Origin of the sequence: Streptomyces sp. NPDC008317, from assembly GCF_042955955.1 — a bacterium.
Lineage (GTDB): Bacteria > Actinomycetota > Actinomycetes > Streptomycetales > Streptomycetaceae > Actinacidiphila.
Map to the genome: position 1 here is coordinate 29,180 of NZ_JBIBFQ010000007.1, position 20,049 is coordinate 49,228.

Consider the following 20,049-nt stretch of genomic DNA (forward strand, 5'->3'; position numbering starts at 1 on the left):
CTGGTGCTTTTCTCGGTATTGGTGCTTTTCACGGTGGGGTTGCTCCTGGCGCGCGGCACTTCCGCCGCCGCTCCCATCCCCGGTTCCCCGCTGGACGCGTACGACAAGCAGTTGCCCTACGACATGGGCGTCCACAAGATCGCGAGACTCGCGGCTCTGATCGCGTATGTGCTGATGGTGGCCACCGTCGTCCTCGGTGTGCTGCTGCGGCTGAGATTCCTGCAGCACGCGGTCCACCGGGCCACCTTCTACGGCGCGCACATGACGCTGGCGCTCTCGGCGATGATCTTCGGTGTCGTGCACGGCGCGACCTTTCTCTACCAACCGGTCTGGCGGATCGGCGGCCGTGAGCTGACCGTGCCGTTCACCGGCGGTGTGCAGCGGCTCCCGGTGGGCTTCGGCATCCTCGGCACCGAACTGGCCATCGCCGTGGGATGTTCGGTGTGGCTCCAGCGCAGACTGGGCTACCACCGCTGGCTGCGGACTCATCAGTTCGCTTATGTGGCCTTTGGGTTGATCTGGCTGCACGTCTTCCTGGTGCACCCGGAGCCGCGCCATCTGAATCTGGTGTCGGTCGGCATCGCCACCGGGGCGGGCACGGTGTTGCTGGCCTTCCTGATCCGCGCCTTCCCGTCCCGCTCCCGGCTCAGACAGCGCACCTACCTCGGCAGGCCGGGAGCCGCCGAATGATCCAGCCGCCTCCCCCGGGCCGTGTCCCCCCGGCGCCCTGGCCACCGGGTCAGTCCCCCGCCGCACGGCCCACCACACCGGTCGTCGTCCACCAGGGCCGCCCGCCCGCGCGCACCGCGCCGCCGCTCCCCCAAGCCCCCATCGCCGCCGAGTCGTTCGCGCCCGCCAGGCCCGTACTGGTGCCCGAGGCGGAGCCGGTACGGATCAGCGTCGACAACAACCGGTGCCACATCTACGGCATCTGCCAGCAGGAGGCGCCCGAGGTCTTCCGGATCGCCGAGAGCGGTTCGCTGCACTACACGCGCAGCGTACCCGCCGACTACGCGGCCAAGGCCCGCCAGGCGGTGCGGTGTTGCCCGATGCAGGCCATCACCGTCCACGGCGGGCAGAGCCCGTCCGGCGGTCCCGCCGCGATCGGGCGGCGGGCGGCGAGGCCGCTGCGCAGCGGCTCCGCGGCGCGGGCGAGCCTGCGGCGGATCGTCGTCGCGGGCGCCGGGCTCGCCGGGCTGAGCGCCGCGACCCGACTCAGGGAGCGCGGTTTCGACGGGGAGTTGGTGATGGTCGGCGAGGAGCCGCACCGGCCGTACAGCCGTCCGCCGCTGTCCAAGCAGTATCTGTCGGGCCGGCTCGCCGAACAGCAGTTGCCCTTCCGGGCGGACGCGGCGCTGGACGCGCACTGGCTGCTCGACACCCGGATGACGGGGCTGGACCTGGCGAAGTCCGCGATCGAACTGCGCGGCGGGGAGTATCTGCCGTTCGACGGGCTGGTGGTGGCGACCGGTGTGGACGCCAAGCGGCTGCCCGAGGCGCCGGTGTTCAGCGACCGGGTCCGTACCGTCCGCACGATCGAGGACGCGGCGGCGATACGGCGGGCGATGCACACGGCGCGCGCCCGTCGGGTGGTGATCCTCGGCGGCGGCTTCATCGGCTGCGAACTCGCCTGCACCGCGCGGGAGAACGGGATGGACGTGACGCTGGTCGTCCACAGCGCGCCGCTGCTGCGCCGGGTGCTCGGCACCAGGGTCGGCGCGGTGGTCGGCTCGCTCCAGCGCCGCGCGGGTGTCGACGTCCGCCTCGGCACGAAGATCACCGACTGGCAGGACCACGGCGACGGGCTGCGGCTGCGGCTCGACGACGGCGCGGTCCTCGACTGCGACTTCGTGGTGCTCGGTCTCGGCGGGCAGCCCCGTACCGAGTGGCTGCGGGGCAGCGGTCTGGAGATCTCCGACGGCGTGCTCTGCGGGCCGACCTGCCACGCGGTGGACCAGTGGGGCAGGACCACGCCGCATGTGGTGGCGGCCGGGGACGTGGCCCGCTGGCCGAACCCGCGGTTCGACACCGAGCCGCGCCGGGTCGAACACCTCATCCACGCCGTGGAGATGGGGCAGCACGCCGCCGACTCGTTGCTGCGCGGCCCCGGACGCGCGGCGCGCTTCACTCCGGTGCCGCGCTTCTGGTCGGAACAGCACGGCATCCGGATCCAGGCGGTGGGCATCCCCGCGCTCGGCACGGACACCGAGGTCATGGCGGGCTCGATGCGCTCCGACCGCTTCCTCGTCCGCTACTCCCGGCAGACGGCGTACGGTCCGCAGATCGTGGCGGCCGTCGCCTTCGACATGCCGCTGGAACTCCTGCGCTACCGCGACCAGATCGGACGCACTCTGCCCCATACCCGGCCCACCGGCGGGAGGGGGCGCCGATGAGCCGTCGCGGCGTCAACCGCAGGAGTCGTTCCGGGCTGCTGCTGTCCGGCGGGATGCTGTCGTGGCTGCTCAGCGTCCCCGCCCGGCTGCACCTGCGCTGGCTGATGATCCTGCTCGTGATGGCGGCGGCGATGGCGGCGTACGGCAGGGTGCTGATCACCGCGGCGCCGATGCCGCCCAGCAAACCGCCGGGCGTCCGCTCGGGTTCCCCCGCGTCCCCCACCTACTCGATGCCGCCCGCGACCTCCAGCCCGCCGGACGTGCACTGAGCCGGCGCCGGGGCGGACCGACCCCCGCCGTCCCCGTCAGGACGGCGGGTTGCCCGTCGTGCCCGCGGTGAAGGGGGTGACCACGAACTCGTTGTCACAGTTGGTGATCTTCCCCGGGAAGACCAGCGACGCCCTGCTGCCCGGCGGGTAGATCCGCAGGCTCGTGGAGGTCGGCAGGCAGGTCCCCTGCTGGTTGACGGTGTGGATGGTGTCGCTCGCGGACTCGCCGGGCCGCAGCACGACGGGCCCGTGCGGGAGATTCTGGTACGTGGCGGGGGCGCCGATCTGCTTGCCGTTCGCGTCCAGCAGCGACAGGCCGGGGAAGCCGGTGACATGGCAGACCGCATCGCTGTGGTTGGTGAGCAACAGGTAGCGGTAGAGGTTGCCCGCGCCCGCGTCGCCGTCGCCGAGGGAGGCGGTGAGCTGCGCGGCCGTGCACAGCGGTGTGGCGGCGGAATCGGTGCCGGTGCTGGTGCTGGTCGGCGAGGTGGGCGGGGTGGTCCCTGACGGCTCGGACGTGACGGTCGTACCGTCGCCCGGGCCCTTGGTGGGCGTGGTCCGCGTCGGGGTGGGCGCGGGCGGCGGCACGACGGGCGGGGTCGTCGGTCCGGGGGCCGTGGTGACGGGCCCGCTGCTGTTGGCCGGTGTGGGGACGACCTCCTGCGAGTCGTCCCTGTTGAGCGTGCCGGCGACGTAGAAGGCACCGGTGATGACGGCGGCGGCGAGCGTGCCGCCGACCATCGCGCGGGAGCGGCGGCGCCTGGCCGCGCGGCGGCGGATCAGCTCGAACGAGCCCGCGGGCGGCGGCAGATAGACCGCGGGCGGGCGCAGCAGCGGCTCCAGCGGGTCGAAGGGCTCCCCGCCGGGACCGTCGTCAGACAGTCCGGTCATGGTGTTCCCCCAGCCTGGCGCGCAGCAGTTCGCGGGCCGCGTGCAGGTCGGCCTTGACCGTGCCCTCGTTCCGGCCGAGCAGCGCGGCCACCTGCTGTACGGGCAGGTCCGCGTAGTAGTACAGCAGTGCCGGGTCGCGCAGTCGCTCCGGGAGGGACTGGACGAGCATGCGCACCGAGGGGTCGCTGCTGTCCTGCTGCTCCTTCACGGCTTCCTCCGTGGTGAATCGGCGCATGGCGCGGCGCTCCCGCTCCAGTCTGCGCCAGTGGTCCCTGACCAGGTTGGCCGCGGTCACATAGAGGTATCCGCTGGGCTCCTCGACCTTGGTCCAGCGCGCCCACAGCCGGGTGAAGGCCTCGGACGCGATCTCGTGCGCGGTCCCGTCGTCGTCCACCAGACGGCGGCACCAGCCCGCCAGGCGCGGATAGACGGCCTCGAACAGCTCGGCGGCCGCGCGCTCTTGGGACCGGATGGCCGCTCTCCTCACTCGTCGTCCTCGTGGTGATCGTCGTCTGCCCCGGTGGCGCCGGGGCAGACCTCCCGGGCCGCCCGGCGCCGCCCGCCCCGCGCCGGCCCCGGATCGGGGCCGGTGCCGGTGACGTACGCGCGGACCGGGTCCGGTGCGTACGAGCGGTCGGTGTCCGGACGGCGGACGGGTGCGGGGTCCTGTTCAGGTTCCCGCTCCCGAGGACAGGGACGCGTAGACGATCACGTTGTCCTGATAGCCGCTCCCGGTGATCCGGGTGCCGCCACAGGTGATGAGACGCAGAGCGGGGTGGTCGACGTTCCCGTACACGCGGTCCGTCGGAAATCGCGCTTTGGCGACCGTCTGGACGGAGTCGACGGTGAAGGCGGCCGTGGCGCCGTCCTTGAGGCCGATCTCGATCCGGTCGCCGGCGGCGAGCTCGGACAGGTGGCGGAAGACGCCGTCGCCGTACTGTCCGACCGTGACGTGGCCGAGGATCACCGAGGGTCCGGTGACGCCGGGCGTCGGCGAGCCGCTGTACCAGCCCGCGGGCGAGCGCGCCTCGATCGGCGGTACGGCCACGGTGCCGTCGGAGTTGAGCCCCAGTGACATCACCGGGGTGTCGACGCCGATGGCCGCGATCCGCAGCCGGACCGGGACCGAGCGGGCCAGCGGTACGGCCCCGGTGGTCGCCGGGGTCGTGCCGCCGGACGACGGCGTCGAGGTCGCGGACGCCGAGGCGGACGGTGTCCGCTCCGTCCCGCCCGGGGTGGCCCGAGCGGGCGGGTCGGACTGGCAGCCGCTCAGCAGCACCAGTACGGCGGCGGCGAGCACGCACCAGGCCCGTACCGGGACGGAACGGCTGAGGGAGGTGACGGTCGGCAACGGTCAGTCCTGTGCCCGGCCGTGCGACCTGCGGCGCATCCCGGTGACCAGGCCGAGGGCGCCGACGGCCAGCACACCGGCGCCGGCCAGCGCGAGGGTGTCCTTGTCGTGGGTGCCCGAGGAGTGCGCGGTCTCGGCGAGGCCGGTGTCGGGGGCGCCGCTGGGTACGGCGGTGACCTGCGAGCCGGAGCCGGAGGACGTGGTGGTGGGCGTCGGCGCGGGCGCGGAGTTGGAGGGGTTGCCGCTGGTGCCCGCGACGAGCGGGGTGACGGAGAACTGGTTGTCGCAGTTGGTGATCTTCCCCGCGAAGACCAGCGACGCCTTGTTCCCCGGCGGGTAGATCCGCAGGCTCGTGGAGGTCGGCAGGCAGGTGCCCTGGTGGTTGATGGTGTGGATGGTGTCGCTCACCTTGCCGCCGGGGCGCAGCACGACCGCCGCGTAGCCGTTGTGCTCGCGGGTGGCGGGCGCGCCTATCTGCTTGCCGCTCGCGTCGAGCAGCGACAGGCCGGGGAATCCGGTGAGGTGACAGGTGGTGCCGCTGTGGTTGGTCAGCACCAGGTAGCGGTAGAGGTTGCCCGCTCCGGCGTCCTCACCGCCGAGGGACGCGGTGAGCTGGGAGGTGGCGCACATCGGAGTGCTCGATGTGTCGCTCGCGGGGGCGACGGCGGTCGCCGGGGACGCTCCGAGTACGGCGAAACTGGCCGCGGTCGAGAGCGCGGCGGCGCCGACGGCGAGTGAACTCATGCGCATGTCCGGTCTTCCCTTCTCCCCCCGGCTGCCGCGCTCCGGAACGAGCGCCGGCCGGGCCGTAAGGGGATTCGCAGGGGAGAGACGACGCGGGGTGGCGCCGGGTTGTAAAGAGATTGCCAAATCAATCGAGCGGCGAGCGGCGGCACTTCGCGCACGGCGTTTCCCGCGCCGCCTCCCGGCGGGTCCAACGGCGGGCCTGGCAGGATCGGTTGCCATGGGCGCGCATCAGTGGGGCACGCACGCGGTGACGTTCGCGGCCGGCGGCGTGACCAAGCGGTTCCCGGCCGCGGCCCACGAGCGCGCCGTGCGCGAGTGGCGGGCGTTGACGCTGCTCGACCGGCACGCGCCGGGGCTGGCGCCGCGGCCGTACTCCTGCGACCTGGGCGACGCGGGGCCTGTGGTCTCGATGTCCCTGCTGCCCGGAGCGCCGCTCCGGGGCGCGCCGTTGGACGGCGAGCGGCTGACGCGTCTCGCGCGGACGGTGAACGCGCTGCACAGCGCGCTGCCCGCCGACGTCCTCGCGCGGGTGCCCGTACGGCCGGAAGGCCCGGCGGAACTCGGCGCGCGGCTGCGCGGTTGGGCGCCGCGGGTGCGGGGACGGGTGGACGCGGCCGTGGGGGCCGCTGTCGACGCGGGCCTCGCCTGGCTGGACGCGTCGGGCCTGGACCGTACGGAACAGACCGCCGTGCCCGCGGTCTTCGGCCCCGGTGACGGCAATCTCGCCAACTACCTCTGGGACGGCTCGCGTGTGCGGGTCGTGGACTTCGAGGACTCCGGCCGCAGCGACCGCGCCTATGAACTGGCGGAGATCACCGAGCATGTGGCGAGCTGGGTGGAACACCCGCTGGACGTCACGGCGTTCCTGTCGCACGTCGAGCTGACGGCGGCGGAGACCGTACGGCTGCGGGACTGCCGACGGCTGATCGCGCTGGTGTGGCTGTTCCTGCTGTCCTTCGAGGACCTGGCCTCGGGAGATCCCGCCGCCCGGCGCAATCCGCCGGGTACGGCGCGGCGGCAGGCGGGCCGTCTGCTGGCCCTGCTCGGCTGACCGGCCGTACGGCCCTCGCGTGGACGGCCCGCCGAGCGCGGTCTCACGGCCGCGGCCACTGCCGCCCTTCGCGGGACTCGATGCTGCGGTTGAAGCGGGCGAGCATGTCGCTGAGGAGTTCCACGTCCTGCGGCGACCAGTCGGTCAGGACGCTGTCGATGCCCGCGATGTAGAACGCGCGGTCGGCCGCGAGCCGTTTGGCACCCTCTTCGGTGATGCGGAGCTTGCGGGCGAGGCCGCCGTCGGGGTCGGGGACGCGCTCGGCGAGGTCGGCCCTCAGGAGGGCGGCGGTCTGCCGGTTGACCGTCGAGGTGTCGAGCGCGAAGGCGTCGGCGAGCTGTCCGATGGACATCGGGCCCTCCGAGTCGAGGCGCGCGAGCAGCAGATACGCGGACTTGTCCAGCCGCTCGGCCGAGCTGTCCCGGCGCGTCAGCACATGGTGGCGGGCCACCAGCATCAGTTCCCGCTCCAGCCGCTCCAGCACACCGCCTCCGCATGACGTATGGACGCACGACGTGGGACGTACGAACCCGGGGCGCGCGCCGTGACGTCCGTGCTCCCGCCTCCCGAGAGTACCCACGACCTGGGCAATGTGCATGACGCACATCCTATGTATCATGCACATCTCCCTGCCCACGTCGTCCACGGCCCGCGGCCCGACGACCCCCACCGAAGGCGACGACATGTCCGACTCAGCAAGCGGCACCGGCATACCGGCAGCCGGTCACACCGCCGGTGTCCACCGGCCCGCGAGTGGCGCGGTCGTCGCCGTGCTGGCCTTCGCGGGCATCGTGGTCGCCCTCATGCAGACGCTGGTCGTCCCGCTGCTGCCCGAACTGCCCGGCCTGCTGCACGCCTCGGCCTCCGACACCTCATGGGTGATCACCGCGACCCTGCTCGCCGGAGCGGTCGCCACCCCGGTCACCGGACGGCTCGGCGACATGTACGGCAAGCGCCGCGTCCTGCTGCTCAGCCTCGGTCTGCTGGTCGTCGGCTCGCTGGTCTGCGCCTTCACCTCGTCGCTGGTCCCGATGGTCGTGGGCCGGGCGCTCCAGGGCGGCGCGACGGGCGTCATCCCGCTGGGCATCAGCATCATGCGCGACGAACTGCCCGCGGAACGGCTCGGTTCCGCGATGGCGCTGATGAGCTCGTCGCTGGGCATCGGCGGCGCGCTCGGCCTGCCCAGCGCCGCGCTGATCGCGCAGCACGCCGACTGGCACGCGCTGTTCTACACCTCCGCGGGGCTCGGCGTGGCGGCGATGGCGCTGGTCCTGTTCCTCGTGCCGGAGTCCCCGGTGCGCACGCCGAGCCGGTTCGACGTGCCGGGCGCGATCGGGCTGTCCGTGGGCCTGGTCTGCCTGCTGCTGGCGATCTCCAAGGGCGGCGACTGGGGCTGGGCCTCGGGCACCACGCTGGGACTGCTGGCCGCGGCCGTCGTCGTACTCGTCGGCTGGGGCATGTTCGAACTGCGCACCAGCGCGCCGCTGGTGGATCTGCGCACGACGGCCAGGCCGCAGGTGCTGCTCACCAACATCGCCTCCGTCATGGCCGGTTTCTCGCTCTTCGCGATGTCGCTGGTCCTGCCCCAGCTCCTCCAGCTCCCCGAGGAGACGGGGTACGGGCTCGGCCGGTCCATGCTCGTGGCCGGTCTGTGCCTGGCCCCGTCCGGGCTGGTGATGATGGCCGTGTCGCCGCTGTCGGCGCGGATCTCGGCGGCCCGCGGCCCGCGCGTGTCCCTGATGATCGGCATGGCCGTCGTCGCGGTCGGCTACGGGCTCGGCCTGTTCCTCACCCACGCCGTGTGGCAGGTGGTGGTCGTCGCCTCCGTCATCGGCTGCGGGATCGCCCTCGCCTACGCGGCCATGCCCGCGCTCATCATGGGCGCGGTGCCGCTGGCGGAGACCGCCGCCGCCAATGGGCTCAACACCCTGATGCGGTCCATCGGCACCTCGTCGTCCAGCGCGGTCGTCGGCGTGATCCTCGCCCACATGACCACCACGTACCACGGCGCGCCGCTGCCCTCGCTCAGCGGCTTCCGGGTGGCCTTCGCCGTCGCCTGCGGCGCGGCCGTCGCGGCGCTGTTCATCGCCGCGTTCATCCCGGCGCGCCACGTGCGCGCCACGGGCGGCGGTACGGCGAAGGTCCCGGCACCGGCGCCGGCGGACGAGCCGGTCTGAGCGGTCCTCGGCCGTACCCGGTCCGAAGATCTCAGGAGGTCCCAGAAGGTCCCAGAAGCTCAACGTGAGGTCGACCTTCAGGGCAGGATCACCGCGCGGCCGTTGATCTTCCCGGCGTGCAGCCGCTCGTAGGCGAGCGGAGCGTCGTCCAGGGAGTACGTCTCGACGTGGACCTCGACCGCGCCGGAGCGGGCGAGGTCGAGCACCTCGATCAGCTCGGCGCGCGAGCCCCAGTAGGGGGCGCGGACGGCCGCGTCGTAGGCGACGGTGCCGAAGCCGACCGTGGCGCTGCCGCCGCCGATGCCGACGATCGTCACGTCGGACTCGACGGCGGCGCACGCGGTGGCGGTGGCGACCGTGGGGGCGGCTCCCACGAAGTCGAAGACGGCCTGGGCGCCGACGCCGTCGGTCAGCGCGCGGACCCGGTCGGCCGCGTCGGCGTCGGACAGGACGGTCTCGTGGGCACCGACCGCGCGCGCCAGCTCCAGCTTCTCCTCGCTGACGTCGAGGGCGATGACGCGGGCCGGGCTGAGCACGCGCAGCAGCTGCACGGCGACGTGGCCGAGGCCGCCGGTGCCGATGACGACGGCGGTGCTGCCGGGGACCAGCTTCGGCAGCGAGGTCTTGATCGCGTGGTACGGCGTGAGGCCCGCGTCGGTCAGCGGCACCGAGGCGACGGGGTCGAGGTCGCCGAGCGGCACCAGGTGCCGAGGGTCGTCGACGATCATGTACTCGGCGATGGCGCCGGGCGCGCCGAGGCCGGGCGGGCGGATGCCCAGCTCCTCGGCGCGCAGACAGTAGTTCTCCTTGCCCTGCGCGCACATCAGGCAGCCGCCGCAGCCCCACGGGCCGTAGACGGCGACCGACTCGCCCGGCTCCAGGCCGCCGACGCCCTCGCCGAGCGCGGCGACGGTGCCCGCGCCCTCGTGGCCGAGGGTGAGCGGCAGCGCGAAGGGCAGGGACTCGGCGGGCCAGCTCATGACGGCGATGTCGGAGTGGCACACCCCGGCCGCCGTGACCTTGAGCAGCACCTGGCCGGGGCCCGGCTCGGGGCGCGGGACGGTCACCACTTCGGGGGCGGCGCCCACGGTGCGGTACTGAACCGCCTTCATCTCGGCCTGCGGCTCCGCTGTCGTCCCGGGCCGAGTCGTGGCCGTCGTCCCTTCAGGGCTTGCTGATGTCGACATTCGGTGACCTCTCTCCGGCTCTCGCTCCCCCGCTTCGGTTCCCGGTCCCACCGCCGGGACCCCGCTCCCGGCTCTTCGATTTTCCCCCGGTCCCGCCCGCCCCGCTCAGCGAACGCGGAAGGCCCCCGGCGGGTCGCCGGGGGCCTTCGGGCCTACGAGGTCGCTGGTGGGGTGCTTACGCGACGGTGCCGGATGCGGAGATGACGACCTTGGCGGAGGGCGTGCCGCTGCGCGAGCCCTTGCCCTCGATCTGCTTGACCAGTTCCTCGCCCTCGACGACCTCGCCGAAGACGACGTGCTTGCCGTCGAGCCAGTCGGTGACCACGGTGGTGACGAAGAACTGCGAGCCGTTGGAGTTCGGCCCGGCGTTCGCCATCGACAGCAGGAACGGGCGGTCGTGCTTGAGCTTGAAGTTCTCATCCGCGAACTTGTTGCCGTAGATGCTCTTGCCGCCGCGGCCGTCGCCGCTGGTGAAGTCGCCGCCCTGGAGCATGAAGGACGGGATGATCCGGTGGAACGCCGAGCCCGCGTAGCCGAAGCCGTGCTCGCCGGTGGCCAGCTCACGGAAGTTCCGCGCCGTCTCGGGCACGACGTCGTCGAAGAGACGGAAGACGATCCGACCGGCCGGAGCGCCGTCAATGGAGATGTCGAAGTACACGTTGTCCATGGGCACCATCCTTGCATCCCCAGCGGGAGACGCCGCGCCCAGAGCGGCCCAACACGGCAGATCCGCAGGTCACAGCCGTACCGGAGGTGCCCCAGGGCCTCCGGGGGCGACCGGGGCCCTAGGAAGGCCGACCGGGTCAACCTCGTCGCCTTGCCCGTGCGACCGGTGGCAAACTGCGCGGGTCCGAACTGTGCCGGATGCGTTTCGGTCATGGCACGTCGGCAAGACGCCCCGTTGACGACAGACCTGGGAAAAACGTCCGCAGGTGTCACCGCGCACCGCGGGCGACCTCCCCGGACCGTCGCCGTCCGTTGCGACCCGATGTCGAATTCCTGGAGATCAGATGGCCGCTGACAGGCCGCCGCCGGGTGGTGGGCAGCGCTCCACGCAAACGCCCCCCACCGGTATGCGAGCGCTTCGGGCCCCCTTCACGGCCGCCGCCGTACGCGCTCTGGTGCGGGAGACCGTGGCCGCCGACCCCGAGCCGTGCGATCCCAGAGCCATGGGCGACGCGGTGCTCGCCACCTCGGAACTCGCCACCAACGCCATCGTGCACGGCGGCGGTATCACCCACTGCCAGGCCCGCCTCGTACCGCTCGGCGTCGAGGTGAGCATCGACGACCTGAGCCCCGCGCTCCCCCGCCTCACCGAACGCCCGCCGGGCACCGAAGCCCCTTACGTGGGCGGCGGATTCGGCTGGCGTCTGATCCAGCAGCTCGCCCTGCGGGTGACCGTCACCCCGCACGACCCCGCGCCCGACGGCACCCCGCGCGGCAAGCGGATCACCCTCATCCTGCCGCTGTACTGAACCCGGCGCGCGCGGCGGCCTACACCTCCGCCGCGGCGTGCACGAATCGCCCCAGGTGGGCGCGCGGCTCGCCGATGTGACCGTCCAGTGGGTCCGCGCGGCCTTCCGCGCCGAGTTCGGCGTTCATGGCCCAGTTGACGGGACGCCGCCGCAGAGCGTCCCGCGCCGCCCGCCGCCGCCCCCGTACGGGGTCGGCGACGTGCCGGGCGAGGGTGTGGCGGCCCTGCCACGGCGAGTGGCTGATGCCGGGACCCTTGACCTTGACCGGAGGTGAAGGTCGACAGTGCAGGTGGAGACCAGCCGACGAGCGGAGCCCACCCGGCTCCGGCGGGAACCGGACGAGAGGACCCACCCATGGACGACGACGCCCTCGTGGCGGAGCAGATGGCGTACTACCGGGCGCGGGCGGGCGAGTACGACCGGACCTACGCGCAGTACCAGGAGCTGCGGGACCTGCTGGAGGTGGTCGACGAACTCCCCATCACCGGGGACGTGCTGGAGTTGGCCTGCGGGACGGGCCAGTGGACCCCGAGGCTCGCGGCGCGGGCGCGGTCGGTGACGGCGGTCGACGCGGCGGCCGAGGTACTGGCCATCGCCCGTACCCGTACCGCGTCCTCCACCGTCCGGTTCGTCGAGGCCGACGTGTTCGCGTGGCAGCCGCCGCGCCGCTACGACACGGTCTTCTTCGCCTTCTGGCTCTCCCACGTCCCGCCCGCCCGGCTGCCCGGGTTCTGGGGCACCGTCGCCGCCGCGCTCGCCCCGGGCGGCAGGGCCGTCTTCGTCGACGACGGCCCGGGCGCGGCGACGTACGAGGACGTCCTCACCGGCCATGCGACCCCGGCGGCGCTGCGCAGGACCGACGACGGCGGTCGGTACCGCATCGTCAAGGTGTTTCACGACGCCCGGACGCTCACCGACGCCCTCACCGCGCTGAAGTGGTCGGTCAGCGTCCGTACCAGGGCCGGGTTCCTCGTCGGCGTCGCGGAACCGCCGCCCGGCGCGGGCCCCGCACCGACGGCGCAAACGGCGTGACCGGTGGTCGGGCGGGCGCGAGACTGGCCGCATGACCGTTACGGATGCCAAGACCGACCTGCGCTTCTACCTCCAGTCCGCGCGCGACGCCCTGCTGTGGAAGCTGGAAGGGCTCTCGGAGTACGAAGTGCGCCGCCCGATGACGCCGACCGGCACGAATCTGCTGGGCCTGGTGAAGCATGTGGCCAGCGTGGAGTTCGGCTACCTCGGCGACACCTTCGGACGGCCGTCGGGCGAGCCGTTGCCCTGGCTCGACGCGGGGGCCGAGGCGAACGCGGACATGTGGGCCGCCGCCGACGAGTCACGCGAGTACATCGTGGGCCTCTACCACCGGGCGTGGGCCCAGGCGGACGCGACGATCGACGCGCTGGCCCTGGACGCGACCGGCCGGGTGCCGTGGTGGCCCGACGGCCGGGACGAGGTGACGTTGCATCACGCCGTGGTGCGGGTGATCTCCGATACCCACCGGCACGCGGGGCACGCGGACATCCTGCGCGAACTCACCGACGGCGCGGTGGGCATGAACGAGAACAACGGCAGCCTGCCGCCGGGCGACGCGGCCTGGTGGGAGAACCACCGTGACCGCCTGGAGCGGGCGGCCCGGGAGGCCGACGCGTGAGGCGGTAGGACCGTCGTTCACCGACCGCCCGGCGTCACGGCACGCGCGCGGCCTCAGTCGGCCGCGACCGCCTCCGGCAGGTCCACGGGGCGGTCGCGGATGCCCAGGCGCAGGTGCTCGACGTGGTAGAGGGCCTGGTCGAGCAGTTCGGCGACGTGGTTGTCGTAGAGGGCGTAGACGATCGAGCGTCCGTGGCGTTCGCCGGTGACCAGGCCGAGGTTGCGCAGCAGGCGCAGTTGGTGGGAACAGGCGGAGGCTTCCATGCCCACGGCGTCGGCGAGGTCGCCGACCGCGCAGGGGCCCTCCTGGAGCCGGGCCAGGATGTGCAGCCGCGAGGGCGTGGCGAGCGCCTGGAGGGTGGCGGCGACGTCGGCGGCGCCGACCGCGTCGAGACGCTCGCGCGGGGTGGCGGTGCCGGCGGCGTCGTTTCCATGGCCCATGCCCCCATCATACGGATGACAACTGAAGACCTGTTCAGATGTTCCTGTACGGTGGGGGCTGTCACCTCGTCCGCCCGTGAAGGGTTGTTTTGTCATGCCTTCTGTCCTGGACCGGCGGCCCGCACCGGTCTCCGCGGGGCGTCCGCGACCGGCTCTTCCGCGCCGCCGCACGCGCGTCCTCGCACTGCCGGAGGCACGGTGGGCGTGCGCGGCGCTCGCCCTGTTCCTGCTCGCGCTTCCCCCGTACCTGCTGGGCGCCCCCGCCTGGTCATGGGGTCCGCTGTTCGCCGCCACCTACGTCACCGGCGGCTGGGAACCGGGCTGGCAGGGCCTGAAGGCGCTCAGGGACAGGACGCTGGACGTGGACCTGCTCATGGTCGTCGCGGCGCTCGGCGCCGCCGCGATCGGCCAGGTACTCGACGGGGCGCTGCTGATCGTCATCTTCGCCACCTCCGGCGCCCTGGAGGCCGTCGCGACCGCGCGGACCGCCGATTCCGTACGCGGACTGCTCGACCTCGCGCCCGCCACCGCGACCCGGCTCCGGCCGGAGGGCACGGACGGTGGTGTCGGTGGTTTCGGTGCCGACGGTGGTGTCGTCACCGAGGAGAGCGTCGAGGCCGCGCGGCTGGCGGTCGGGGACGTCATCCTCGTCAGGCCCGGCGAGCGCGTCGGCGCCGACGGCGTGGTCCTGGACGGCGCCGGCGACGTCGACCAGGCCACCATCACCGGCGAGCCGCTGCCGGTGGTGAAGCAGGCCGGGGACGAGGTGTTCGCCGGGACCGTCAACGGCACCGGGTCCCTGCGCGTACGCGTCGAGCGCGATCCGGCGGACTCGGTGATCGCCCGGATCGTGCGGATGGTCGAGGAGGCCGCCGAGACCAAGGCCCCCACCCAGTTGTTCATCGAGAAGGTCGAGCAGCGCTACTCGATCGGCATGGTCGTCGCCACGCTCGCCGTCTTCGCGCTCCCGCTGGCCTTCGGCGCGGCGCTCCAACCGGCCCTCCTCCGCGCGATGACGTTCATGATCGTGGCCTCTCCCTGCGCGGTCGTCCTGTCCACGATGCCGCCGCTGCTGTCCGCGATGGCCAACGCCGGCCGGCACGGGGTTCTCGTCAAGTCGGCCGTCGTGATGGAGCGCCTCGGGCAGACCGACAGCGTCGCGCTGGACAAGACCGGCACGCTCACCGAGGGGACGCCCCGCGTCACCGACATCCGGCCGCTGCCCGGCAGCGGCCTCGAAGCGGACGCCCTGCTCCGGCTCGCCGCGTCGGCCGAGCACCCGAGCGAACACCCGCTGGCCCGCGCGGTGGTGGACGCGGCCCGCGAGCGCGGCCTTCCGCTGTCCGCCGCCGACGGCTTCACCTCGGCCCCCGGCCAGGGCGTCACGGCCACCGTCGGCGGCCGCACGGTCCAGGTCGGCTCCCCCGGCCGCCTCCTCCCCCTCGGGACCGGCGAGGCGGCGCAGGGCGGGCTGCGGGACGGGGTGCGCGAGGCAGTGCGGGAGGTGGAGGCCGCCGGGCGTACGGCCGTGGCGGTGCTGCGCGACGGTACGCCGCTGGGAGTGCTGGGCATCGCGGACCGGCTGCGCCCGGACGCCGCCGCCACCGTCGCCGCCCTCGCCCGTATGACCGACCTCCCCCCGGTCCTGCTGACCGGCGACAACGTACGGGCCGCCCGGCAGTTGGCCGCAGAGGTCGGCATCACCGACGTACGCGCCGGCCTGCTGCCGCAGGACAAGGCAGCGGCCGTACGCGCGTGGGAGGCACGCGGTCGCAAGGTGCTGGTCGTCGGCGACGGCGTCAACGACGCGCCCGCGCTGGCCGCCGCACACACCGGCGTCGCCATGGGCAGGGCCGGGTCCGACCTCGCGCTGGAGACCGCCGACGCCGTGGTGATCCGCGACGAGTTGGCCACCGTCCCGGCCGTCGTGAAGCTCTCGCGCGCCGCCCACCGTCTGGTGATCCAGAATCTGACGATCGCCGCGGTCTTCATCGCCGCCCTGGCCGTCTGGGACCTGACCGCCACTCTCCCGCTCCCGCTCGGGGTCGCGGGCCACGAGGGCTCCACTCTCGTCGTCGCCCTCAACGGCCTCCGGCTGCTGCGCGACACCGCCTGGACCCAGCCGTGAGGCGAGCGGTCTCCGCGCGCCTGCTCTGCCGACAGCGGGTGTGTTAGCGTCGCTCGCTCACTTTCACAGAGCGATCAGTGCGGGGGCGTCATGAAGCTTCTCCTTACCGACTCCGGTGTCAAGAACGCCAGCATTCTGGCGGCGCTCCTCGATCTCCTGGGCAAACCGATCGCCGAGGCCAACGCCCTGTGCATTCCCACCGCCGGGTACGGGGGCCCGTACGGCGATCCGGGCGGGCCGTGGCGTTTCATCAGCGGACAGTCCCTTCACCCGATGACCGGGCTGGGCTGGAAGTCGGTCGGCGTACTGGAGCTCACGGCGCTGCCCGGCATCGACAAGGAGCGGTGGGTCTCCTGGGTCCGGGAGACGGACGTCCTGCTGGTGAACGGCGGCGACGCGCTGTACCTGTGCCACTGGATGCGGGAGTCCGGCCTGGCCGACCTGTTCCCTTCGCTGCACGACACGGTCTATGTGGGGCTCAGCGCCGGGAGCATGGTGCTGACTCCCCGCGTCGGGGAGCACTTCGTCGCCTGGCAGCCGCCCACCGGTGACGACCGCGCCCTGGGAGTCGTCGACTTCTCCCTTTTCCCGCACCTCGACAGTCCGGGCTGCCCCGAGAACACCATGGCCGAGGCGGAGCGGTGGGCCGCCTCGATCAAGGCCCCGGCGTACGCCATCGACAACCAGACCGCCATCAAGGTGACCGACGACGGCGTCGAGATCGTCTCCGAGGGGAACTGGAAGCTGTTCAACGCGGCGTCGTGACCTGCTCGACCGTGAGCACGATCTTGCCCTGGAGGTGTCCGCGGGCGGCCCGTTCGTGCGCCGCCCGCGCGCGGGCGAGCGGGAAGGTGCTGTCGACGGCGACGCGTACCGTGCCCGCGTCGAGCAGGCGTCCCAGTTCGGCGAGTTGCGCGCCGTTCGAGCGGACCTGGGCGGTCGAGACGGTGACGCCCAGCGTCGCGGTCTCCTCGGCGTCGAAGTCCCCGGGAAGCACGGGGAATTGGGCGCCCCCGCGCTTGAGGGTGCGCAGGAACCGCCTGCTGTCGGGGCCGCCGACGGCGTCGAGTACGAGGTCGACGTCGTGCACCAGCTCCTCGGGACGGCTCTTGGTGTAGTCGATGAACCGGTCGGCGCCGAGATCGCGCAGGAACGCCTCGTGCGCGCCGGACGCCACGGCGGTGACATGCGCGCCCTTCCACTTCGCCAACTGCACGGCGAAGTGCCCCACGCCGCCCGCGGCGCCGTTGACGAGCACCTTGCTGTCGGCGTCGAGCGCCGTCGGGCGGTGCCGCGCCGCCTGGAAGGGCGAGGGGTGGTCGTGTCCTGCCTCGATGAGGAACTGCCACGCCGTGAGCCCGGCCATGGGCGCCCCGGCGGCGTGCACGTGGTCGATGCCGGACGGCTTGCGCGCGAGGTCCGACGCGGGCGCGGCCACGTACTCGGCGTATGCGCTGCCGTGGAAGCCGGGGAAGCGCAGAAGACCGAAGACCTCGTCGCCCACGGCGAGGTCGTCCACGTCCGGGGCGACGGCTTCGACGACACCCGACACGTCCGTTCCCGGAACGGCGGGCAGCCTGACGGTCGACTCGGGCTCCCCCGGCACCGAGGTCAGCCCGCCGCGCAGGTACCAGTCCGGAGGATTGACGCCCACCGCGTGGACGCGGACGAGCACCTCGCCCGGTCCCGGCTCGGGGATCGGCACCCGGTCCTCACGCAGCACCTCGGGGCCGCCGTGCTCGTGCAGCCGGATCGCCCGCATCGTGTCTGACGGCATCGTCGTCGGCATCGTCGCCTCCTGCCCCCACCGGGGGATACGCTGAACGGATCAGTGGTCCACCTATCCGAACCACTGATCCGAATATATGGACCACTGATCCGGATAGTCAAGAGGGACCCATGCGCGCCGACGCCAGGAAGAACCGCGACCACCTGCTCGACGTCGCGGGTGCCGTCATCGCCGAGCACGGTGTCGACGTCTCGCTGCGCGACATCGCCCGCAGGTCAGGCATGGGCCTGGCGACACTGCTCCGGCACTTCCCCACCCGGGAGGCCCTGCTCGAAGCCCTGCTCCACACGAGCTTCCGCGAACTGACGGCGCGGGCGGCCGACTTGGAGACACAGGGGTCACCCGAGGACGCCCTCGTCTCGTGGCTGCGCGACTGCGTCGCCTGGACGACCGAGTACCGGGGTGTGACCGTCCTGATGGCCGCCGCCATCGAGGACACCGAATCCGCGCTCCACGCCTCGTGCGTCACCCTGCGCGCGGCCGGAGCGCGGCTCCTCACCCGCGCCCAGGCCGCGGGCGTGGCACGCGACGACATCGACGGCGCCGACCTGTTCGCCCTCGTCGCCATGCTCGCCTGGCTCGGCGACCAGCCCTCCCTCGTCCCCCGCGCCGACCACCTCTTCGACGTGATCGCGAGCGCGATCCTCACGAGCGCGGACAGCGCCGACACCGGCCGGCAGCCGCGCCCCCCGGTCCTCAACTGAGGCCGTCGCGCCGGGGTCCGCGACGGGCTGGTCCGCACGTGTCACCGTCCACGCGGGCTCGGCGATGCCGCCGCACAGGAGCGGGCCGTCAGCGGATCAGCGGCGTCGCCGCGATCGTCGGAGGCGGCCCGGCGCCGTACGGGTCACTTGGACTCCAGGTGTCCCAGGGGGTGGGCGGCGGCGAGGACGGAGCGGGCCGTCTCCCAGTCGGTGTGGTCGTCGCCGGTGATGTGGCGCAGGTAGGCGAGGGTGACCTGCTGGACGAGAGCGACGCGGCCGGGGTCCTCGTCGGTGGTCTCGGCCGACCGGTAGCCGGAGATGCCGCCGAGGAAGTGCTCGCCGCCGCGGACGGTGAGCAGGCTCTTGTCGCCTCGGCTGAGCGTGTAGGGGTCGGTGGTCCACGCCGGACCCCGGGTCGAGAGGGGGAGGTCGTCCTGGTCGCCCGCGACGACGAGTCCGGGGGCGGTGATGTGGGAGAAGTCCTGGTCACGGAGCCAGGGAAGGTGCTCGTGGGCGAAGGGGGTGAGTTCCGCGCCGCCCTTGCCCGCGGTGGCGAGCTGGACGCTGGCCATGACCCGCGGGTCGGACAGGTCTTCGGCGAGGCCGGTCCGCGGGTCCTTGACACGCAGCCCCACCAGGATGCCCGCGGTCTGACCGCCGAAGGAGTGTCCCGCCGCGACGACACGGCCGTGGTCGGTCCGGCCCGCCAGGCCCGGCACCGACGCCTCCAGCGTTCCGAGTTCGTCCAGGACGCGCTTCATGTCCTGGACGCGGTAGCGCCACAGGTCGGGCGTACGGGGGTCGTCCCCGGCGAGGCCGAAGCGCTTGGAGTCCAGATGGGTGGCCTGGACGGTCACGAAGCCGTGCGCGGCCCAGTGGTCGACCAGCGGCCCGTAGCCGTCCAGGTCGGACCCGAAGCCGTGCGCGAACAGCACGATCGGCAGGCGGGTGCCGGTGACCGGGGCGGAGATCCGTACCCGCAGGTCCGCGCCTCGGTGCGGGGCGGGCAGGACGAGCGGCTTGACCGAGACGGTCGGGGTGGGCGCGGGGCCGGTGAGGCCGGTCGCCGAATACGTGGTCATGCGGGTCTCTTTCGGAGGTGCGGGCGTGCGGAGGTGCGGAGGTGCGTGCGGGCGGGCGTGCGGTGGCTCGGGAAGCGGGGCCCTCCGGGAGAAAACTCCGGGAGAAGGGCGCATTGGTTACGCTAAAACCTGACGTTGACGTCAAAGGCAAGTGGCTGTGACGCGGATCGCAGGGACGTGGAGTGGCACATGCGCATCGGGGAACTGGCTCGTCGCACGGGCGTCAGCACCAGGGCGCTGCGGTATTACGAGGAGCAGGATCTGCTGGTCTCCGAGCGCAGCGACAGCGGCCAGCGCCACTACGCGGAGGCCGCGGTCGACCGGATCAATCTGATCCGGGAGCTGTACGCGGCCGGTCTGTCCAGTAAGACCATCGCCGCGCTCACGCCCTGCGTCATCGACGGCCGGGCCACGCCCGAGCTTCTGGATCGCCTCACGGTCGAGCGTGATCAGATCGACCGGCACATCGCGGATCTGACACACACCCGCGACCGGCTCGACTCGGTCATCGCCGGCGCCTCCGTGAACCTGCGCACCGGCGCGTCCTGCCGACAGGACACGTCCGGCTAACGGTGTCGCGCCGGTCCCGCGGTGGCACTCTTCATCCCCCCCATCGCCCGCCGACTGACAAGCGGCCTGGTGCGATTCCAGGGTGCGACGGGGGCACCCACGCGCCACGCGGACGACCGCGCAGAGTGCCCGCCCCGCCACCCA

23 protein-coding genes are annotated in these 20,049 nt (G+C 72.8%); 12 read left to right on the forward strand and 11 right to left on the reverse strand.

All coding sequences use genetic code 11. The features are described 5' to 3' along the window. Nucleotides 1–33 precede the first annotated feature (33 nt). Genes ACFY9V_RS22735 through ACFY9V_RS22745 form a run of 3 tightly spaced genes read left to right on the forward strand, consistent with a single transcriptional unit; the run spans nucleotide 34 to nucleotide 2,662 of the window. Entirely contained in the window at nucleotides 34–690 is a 657-nt protein-coding gene (locus tag ACFY9V_RS22735; protein ID WP_391162588.1) for a ferric reductase-like transmembrane domain-containing protein, read from the forward strand. Beyond that, a complete protein-coding gene (locus ACFY9V_RS22740) occupies nucleotides 687–2,393 on the forward strand; it encodes an FAD-dependent oxidoreductase (protein WP_391162590.1) in 1,707 nt (568 codons plus the stop codon). The genes ACFY9V_RS22735 and ACFY9V_RS22740 overlap by 4 nt, the downstream gene beginning before the upstream one ends. Continuing rightward, complete coding sequence (locus ACFY9V_RS22745; protein WP_391047703.1) at nucleotides 2,390–2,662, forward strand: hypothetical protein; 273 nt, start codon at nucleotides 2,390–2,392, stop codon at nucleotides 2,660–2,662. The genes ACFY9V_RS22740 and ACFY9V_RS22745 overlap by 4 nt, the downstream gene beginning before the upstream one ends. Before the next feature lie 36 nt (nucleotides 2,663–2,698). Here the strand turns inward: ACFY9V_RS22745 and ACFY9V_RS22750 are convergent, their stop codons facing one another. The 4 genes from ACFY9V_RS22750 to ACFY9V_RS22765 form a co-directional block, all read right to left on the reverse strand. Then, nucleotides 2,699–3,553, reverse strand: coding sequence for a DUF4232 domain-containing protein (locus ACFY9V_RS22750; RefSeq protein WP_391162592.1), 855 nt, complete (start codon nucleotides 3,551–3,553; stop codon nucleotides 2,699–2,701). Further along, nucleotides 3,537–4,040: an RNA polymerase sigma factor gene (locus ACFY9V_RS22755; RefSeq protein ID WP_355334821.1), complete on the reverse strand. Its 504-nt coding sequence runs from the start codon at nucleotides 4,038–4,040 to the stop codon at nucleotides 3,537–3,539. The genes ACFY9V_RS22750 and ACFY9V_RS22755 overlap by 17 nt, the downstream gene beginning before the upstream one ends. 183 nt (nucleotides 4,041–4,223) lie before the next feature. Then, on the reverse strand, nucleotides 4,224–4,904 hold the full coding sequence (locus ACFY9V_RS22760) for a class F sortase (RefSeq protein ID WP_355334824.1): 681 nt from the start codon (nucleotides 4,902–4,904) through the stop codon (nucleotides 4,224–4,226). Nucleotides 4,905–4,907: 3 nt separating this feature from the next. Further along, the gene (locus tag ACFY9V_RS22765) at nucleotides 4,908–5,654 is read right to left on the reverse strand and encodes a DUF4232 domain-containing protein (RefSeq protein WP_391162595.1); all 747 of its coding nucleotides are present in this window, start codon (nucleotides 5,652–5,654) and stop codon (nucleotides 4,908–4,910) included. Nucleotides 5,655–5,868: 214 nt separating this feature from the next. Here ACFY9V_RS22765 and ACFY9V_RS22770 point away from each other — a divergent pair, with 214 nt between their 5' ends. After that, entirely contained in the window at nucleotides 5,869–6,702 is an 834-nt protein-coding gene (locus ACFY9V_RS22770) for a phosphotransferase (RefSeq protein ID WP_391162597.1), read from the forward strand. A gap of 43 nt (nucleotides 6,703–6,745) precedes the next feature. On the opposite strand, the gene ACFY9V_RS22775 is transcribed toward ACFY9V_RS22770, so the two are convergent. After that, nucleotides 6,746–7,159 (reverse strand): MarR family transcriptional regulator, encoded by a 414-nt coding sequence (locus tag ACFY9V_RS22775; RefSeq protein ID WP_391048211.1) that lies wholly within the window; start codon nucleotides 7,157–7,159, stop codon nucleotides 6,746–6,748. 226 nt (nucleotides 7,160–7,385) lie between these two features. Here ACFY9V_RS22775 and ACFY9V_RS22780 point away from each other — a divergent pair, with 226 nt between their 5' ends. Further along, nucleotides 7,386–8,879 carry an MFS transporter gene (locus ACFY9V_RS22780; RefSeq protein WP_391162932.1) on the forward strand — a complete coding sequence of 498 codons (1,494 nt, stop codon included), beginning with the start codon at nucleotides 7,386–7,388 and terminating at the stop codon, nucleotides 8,877–8,879. A gap of 77 nt (nucleotides 8,880–8,956) precedes the next feature. Here the strand turns inward: ACFY9V_RS22780 and ACFY9V_RS22785 are convergent, their stop codons facing one another. Further along, nucleotides 8,957–9,991, reverse strand: coding sequence for an alcohol dehydrogenase catalytic domain-containing protein (locus ACFY9V_RS22785; protein ID WP_391162599.1), 1,035 nt, complete (start codon nucleotides 9,989–9,991; stop codon nucleotides 8,957–8,959). Between the two features lie 250 nt (nucleotides 9,992–10,241). Further along, nucleotides 10,242–10,733 (reverse strand): peptidylprolyl isomerase, encoded by a 492-nt coding sequence (locus ACFY9V_RS22790; RefSeq protein WP_355334835.1) that lies wholly within the window; start codon nucleotides 10,731–10,733, stop codon nucleotides 10,242–10,244. Between the two features lie 406 nt (nucleotides 10,734–11,139). On the opposite strand from ACFY9V_RS22790, the gene ACFY9V_RS22795 reads away from it, so the two are divergent. Beyond that, nucleotides 11,140–11,541, forward strand: coding sequence for an ATP-binding protein (locus tag ACFY9V_RS22795; protein WP_355334838.1), 402 nt, complete (start codon nucleotides 11,140–11,142; stop codon nucleotides 11,539–11,541). Between the two features lie 19 nt (nucleotides 11,542–11,560). Here the strand turns inward: ACFY9V_RS22795 and ACFY9V_RS22800 are convergent, their stop codons facing one another. Next, on the reverse strand, nucleotides 11,561–11,893 hold the full coding sequence (locus ACFY9V_RS22800) for a hypothetical protein (RefSeq protein WP_391162601.1): 333 nt from the start codon (nucleotides 11,891–11,893) through the stop codon (nucleotides 11,561–11,563). Nucleotides 11,894–11,895: 2 nt separating this feature from the next. Here ACFY9V_RS22800 and ACFY9V_RS22805 point away from each other — a divergent pair, with 2 nt between their 5' ends. Continuing rightward, on the forward strand, nucleotides 11,896–12,573 hold the full coding sequence (locus ACFY9V_RS22805) for a methyltransferase domain-containing protein (RefSeq protein WP_391162603.1): 678 nt from the start codon (nucleotides 11,896–11,898) through the stop codon (nucleotides 12,571–12,573). Nucleotides 12,574–12,604: 31 nt separating this feature from the next. Continuing rightward, nucleotides 12,605–13,192: a DUF664 domain-containing protein gene (locus ACFY9V_RS22810; protein WP_391162606.1), complete on the forward strand. Its 588-nt coding sequence runs from the start codon at nucleotides 12,605–12,607 to the stop codon at nucleotides 13,190–13,192. A gap of 53 nt (nucleotides 13,193–13,245) precedes the next feature. Here the strand turns inward: ACFY9V_RS22810 and ACFY9V_RS22815 are convergent, their stop codons facing one another. Then, nucleotides 13,246–13,632 (reverse strand): metalloregulator ArsR/SmtB family transcription factor, encoded by a 387-nt coding sequence (locus ACFY9V_RS22815; protein WP_391162608.1) that lies wholly within the window; start codon nucleotides 13,630–13,632, stop codon nucleotides 13,246–13,248. A gap of 94 nt (nucleotides 13,633–13,726) precedes the next feature. On the opposite strand from ACFY9V_RS22815, the gene ACFY9V_RS22820 reads away from it, so the two are divergent. Together ACFY9V_RS22820 and ACFY9V_RS22825 are read left to right on the forward strand one after the other, a co-directional pair. Further along, on the forward strand, nucleotides 13,727–15,760 hold the full coding sequence (locus tag ACFY9V_RS22820) for a heavy metal translocating P-type ATPase (RefSeq protein ID WP_391162610.1): 2,034 nt from the start codon (nucleotides 13,727–13,729) through the stop codon (nucleotides 15,758–15,760). A gap of 90 nt (nucleotides 15,761–15,850) precedes the next feature. Then, a complete protein-coding gene (locus tag ACFY9V_RS22825; RefSeq protein ID WP_391162613.1) occupies nucleotides 15,851–16,525 on the forward strand; it encodes a Type 1 glutamine amidotransferase-like domain-containing protein in 675 nt (224 codons plus the stop codon). Here the strand turns inward: ACFY9V_RS22825 and ACFY9V_RS22830 are convergent. Beyond that, nucleotides 16,509–17,537, reverse strand: a complete 1,029-nt coding sequence (locus ACFY9V_RS22830) for a zinc-binding dehydrogenase (RefSeq protein WP_391162933.1) — start codon at nucleotides 17,535–17,537, stop codon at nucleotides 16,509–16,511. The genes ACFY9V_RS22825 and ACFY9V_RS22830 overlap by 17 nt on opposite strands. Before the next feature lie 122 nt (nucleotides 17,538–17,659). Between ACFY9V_RS22830 and ACFY9V_RS22835 the strand changes: the two genes are divergently transcribed. After that, nucleotides 17,660–18,253, forward strand: coding sequence for a TetR family transcriptional regulator (locus ACFY9V_RS22835; RefSeq protein WP_391162616.1), 594 nt, complete (start codon nucleotides 17,660–17,662; stop codon nucleotides 18,251–18,253). 143 nt (nucleotides 18,254–18,396) lie between these two features. On the opposite strand, the gene ACFY9V_RS22840 is transcribed toward ACFY9V_RS22835, so the two are convergent. Continuing rightward, nucleotides 18,397–19,335: an alpha/beta hydrolase family protein gene (locus ACFY9V_RS22840; RefSeq protein ID WP_391162618.1), complete on the reverse strand. Its 939-nt coding sequence runs from the start codon at nucleotides 19,333–19,335 to the stop codon at nucleotides 18,397–18,399. 189 nt (nucleotides 19,336–19,524) lie between these two features. On the opposite strand from ACFY9V_RS22840, the gene ACFY9V_RS22845 reads away from it, so the two are divergent. Continuing rightward, nucleotides 19,525–19,905, forward strand: coding sequence for a MerR family transcriptional regulator (locus ACFY9V_RS22845; protein ID WP_355334854.1), 381 nt, complete (start codon nucleotides 19,525–19,527; stop codon nucleotides 19,903–19,905). Nucleotides 19,906–20,049 lie beyond the last annotated feature (144 nt).

Excerpts from the sequence above, each read along its gene's own strand:
- ACFY9V_RS22830 (WP_391162933.1), bottom strand. The coding sequence starts at position 17,537 with ATGCCGTCAGACACGATGCGGGCGATCCGGCTGCACGAGCACGGCGGC.
- ACFY9V_RS22770 (WP_391162597.1), top strand. The coding sequence starts at position 5,869 with ATGGGCGCGCATCAGTGGGGCACGCACGCGGTGACGTTCGCGGCCGGC.
- ACFY9V_RS22745 (WP_391047703.1), top strand. The coding sequence starts at position 2,390 with ATGAGCCGTCGCGGCGTCAACCGCAGGAGTCGTTCCGGGCTGCTGCTG.
- ACFY9V_RS22780 (WP_391162932.1), top strand. The coding sequence starts at position 7,386 with ATGTCCGACTCAGCAAGCGGCACCGGCATACCGGCAGCCGGTCACACC.
- ACFY9V_RS22750 (WP_391162592.1), bottom strand. The coding sequence starts at position 3,553 with ATGACCGGACTGTCTGACGACGGTCCCGGCGGGGAGCCCTTCGACCCG.
- ACFY9V_RS22805 (WP_391162603.1), top strand. The coding sequence starts at position 11,896 with ATGGACGACGACGCCCTCGTGGCGGAGCAGATGGCGTACTACCGGGCG.
- ACFY9V_RS22820 (WP_391162610.1), top strand. The coding sequence starts at position 13,727 with ATGCCTTCTGTCCTGGACCGGCGGCCCGCACCGGTCTCCGCGGGGCGT.
- ACFY9V_RS22790 (WP_355334835.1), bottom strand. The coding sequence starts at position 10,733 with ATGGACAACGTGTACTTCGACATCTCCATTGACGGCGCTCCGGCCGGT.
- ACFY9V_RS22740 (WP_391162590.1), top strand. The coding sequence starts at position 687 with ATGATCCAGCCGCCTCCCCCGGGCCGTGTCCCCCCGGCGCCCTGGCCA.
- ACFY9V_RS22775 (WP_391048211.1), bottom strand. The coding sequence starts at position 7,159 with ATGCTGGTGGCCCGCCACCATGTGCTGACGCGCCGGGACAGCTCGGCC.
- ACFY9V_RS22815 (WP_391162608.1), bottom strand. The coding sequence starts at position 13,632 with ATGGGCCATGGAAACGACGCCGCCGGCACCGCCACCCCGCGCGAGCGT.
- ACFY9V_RS22840 (WP_391162618.1), bottom strand. The coding sequence starts at position 19,335 with ATGACCACGTATTCGGCGACCGGCCTCACCGGCCCCGCGCCCACCCCG.
- ACFY9V_RS22845 (WP_355334854.1), top strand. The coding sequence starts at position 19,525 with ATGCGCATCGGGGAACTGGCTCGTCGCACGGGCGTCAGCACCAGGGCG.
- ACFY9V_RS22835 (WP_391162616.1), top strand. The coding sequence starts at position 17,660 with ATGCGCGCCGACGCCAGGAAGAACCGCGACCACCTGCTCGACGTCGCG.
- ACFY9V_RS22810 (WP_391162606.1), top strand. The coding sequence starts at position 12,605 with ATGACCGTTACGGATGCCAAGACCGACCTGCGCTTCTACCTCCAGTCC.
- ACFY9V_RS22765 (WP_391162595.1), bottom strand. The coding sequence starts at position 5,654 with ATGCGCATGAGTTCACTCGCCGTCGGCGCCGCCGCGCTCTCGACCGCG.
- ACFY9V_RS22795 (WP_355334838.1), top strand. The coding sequence starts at position 11,140 with ATGCGAGCGCTTCGGGCCCCCTTCACGGCCGCCGCCGTACGCGCTCTG.
- ACFY9V_RS22825 (WP_391162613.1), top strand. The coding sequence starts at position 15,851 with ATGAAGCTTCTCCTTACCGACTCCGGTGTCAAGAACGCCAGCATTCTG.
- ACFY9V_RS22785 (WP_391162599.1), bottom strand. The coding sequence starts at position 9,991 with ATGAAGGCGGTTCAGTACCGCACCGTGGGCGCCGCCCCCGAAGTGGTG.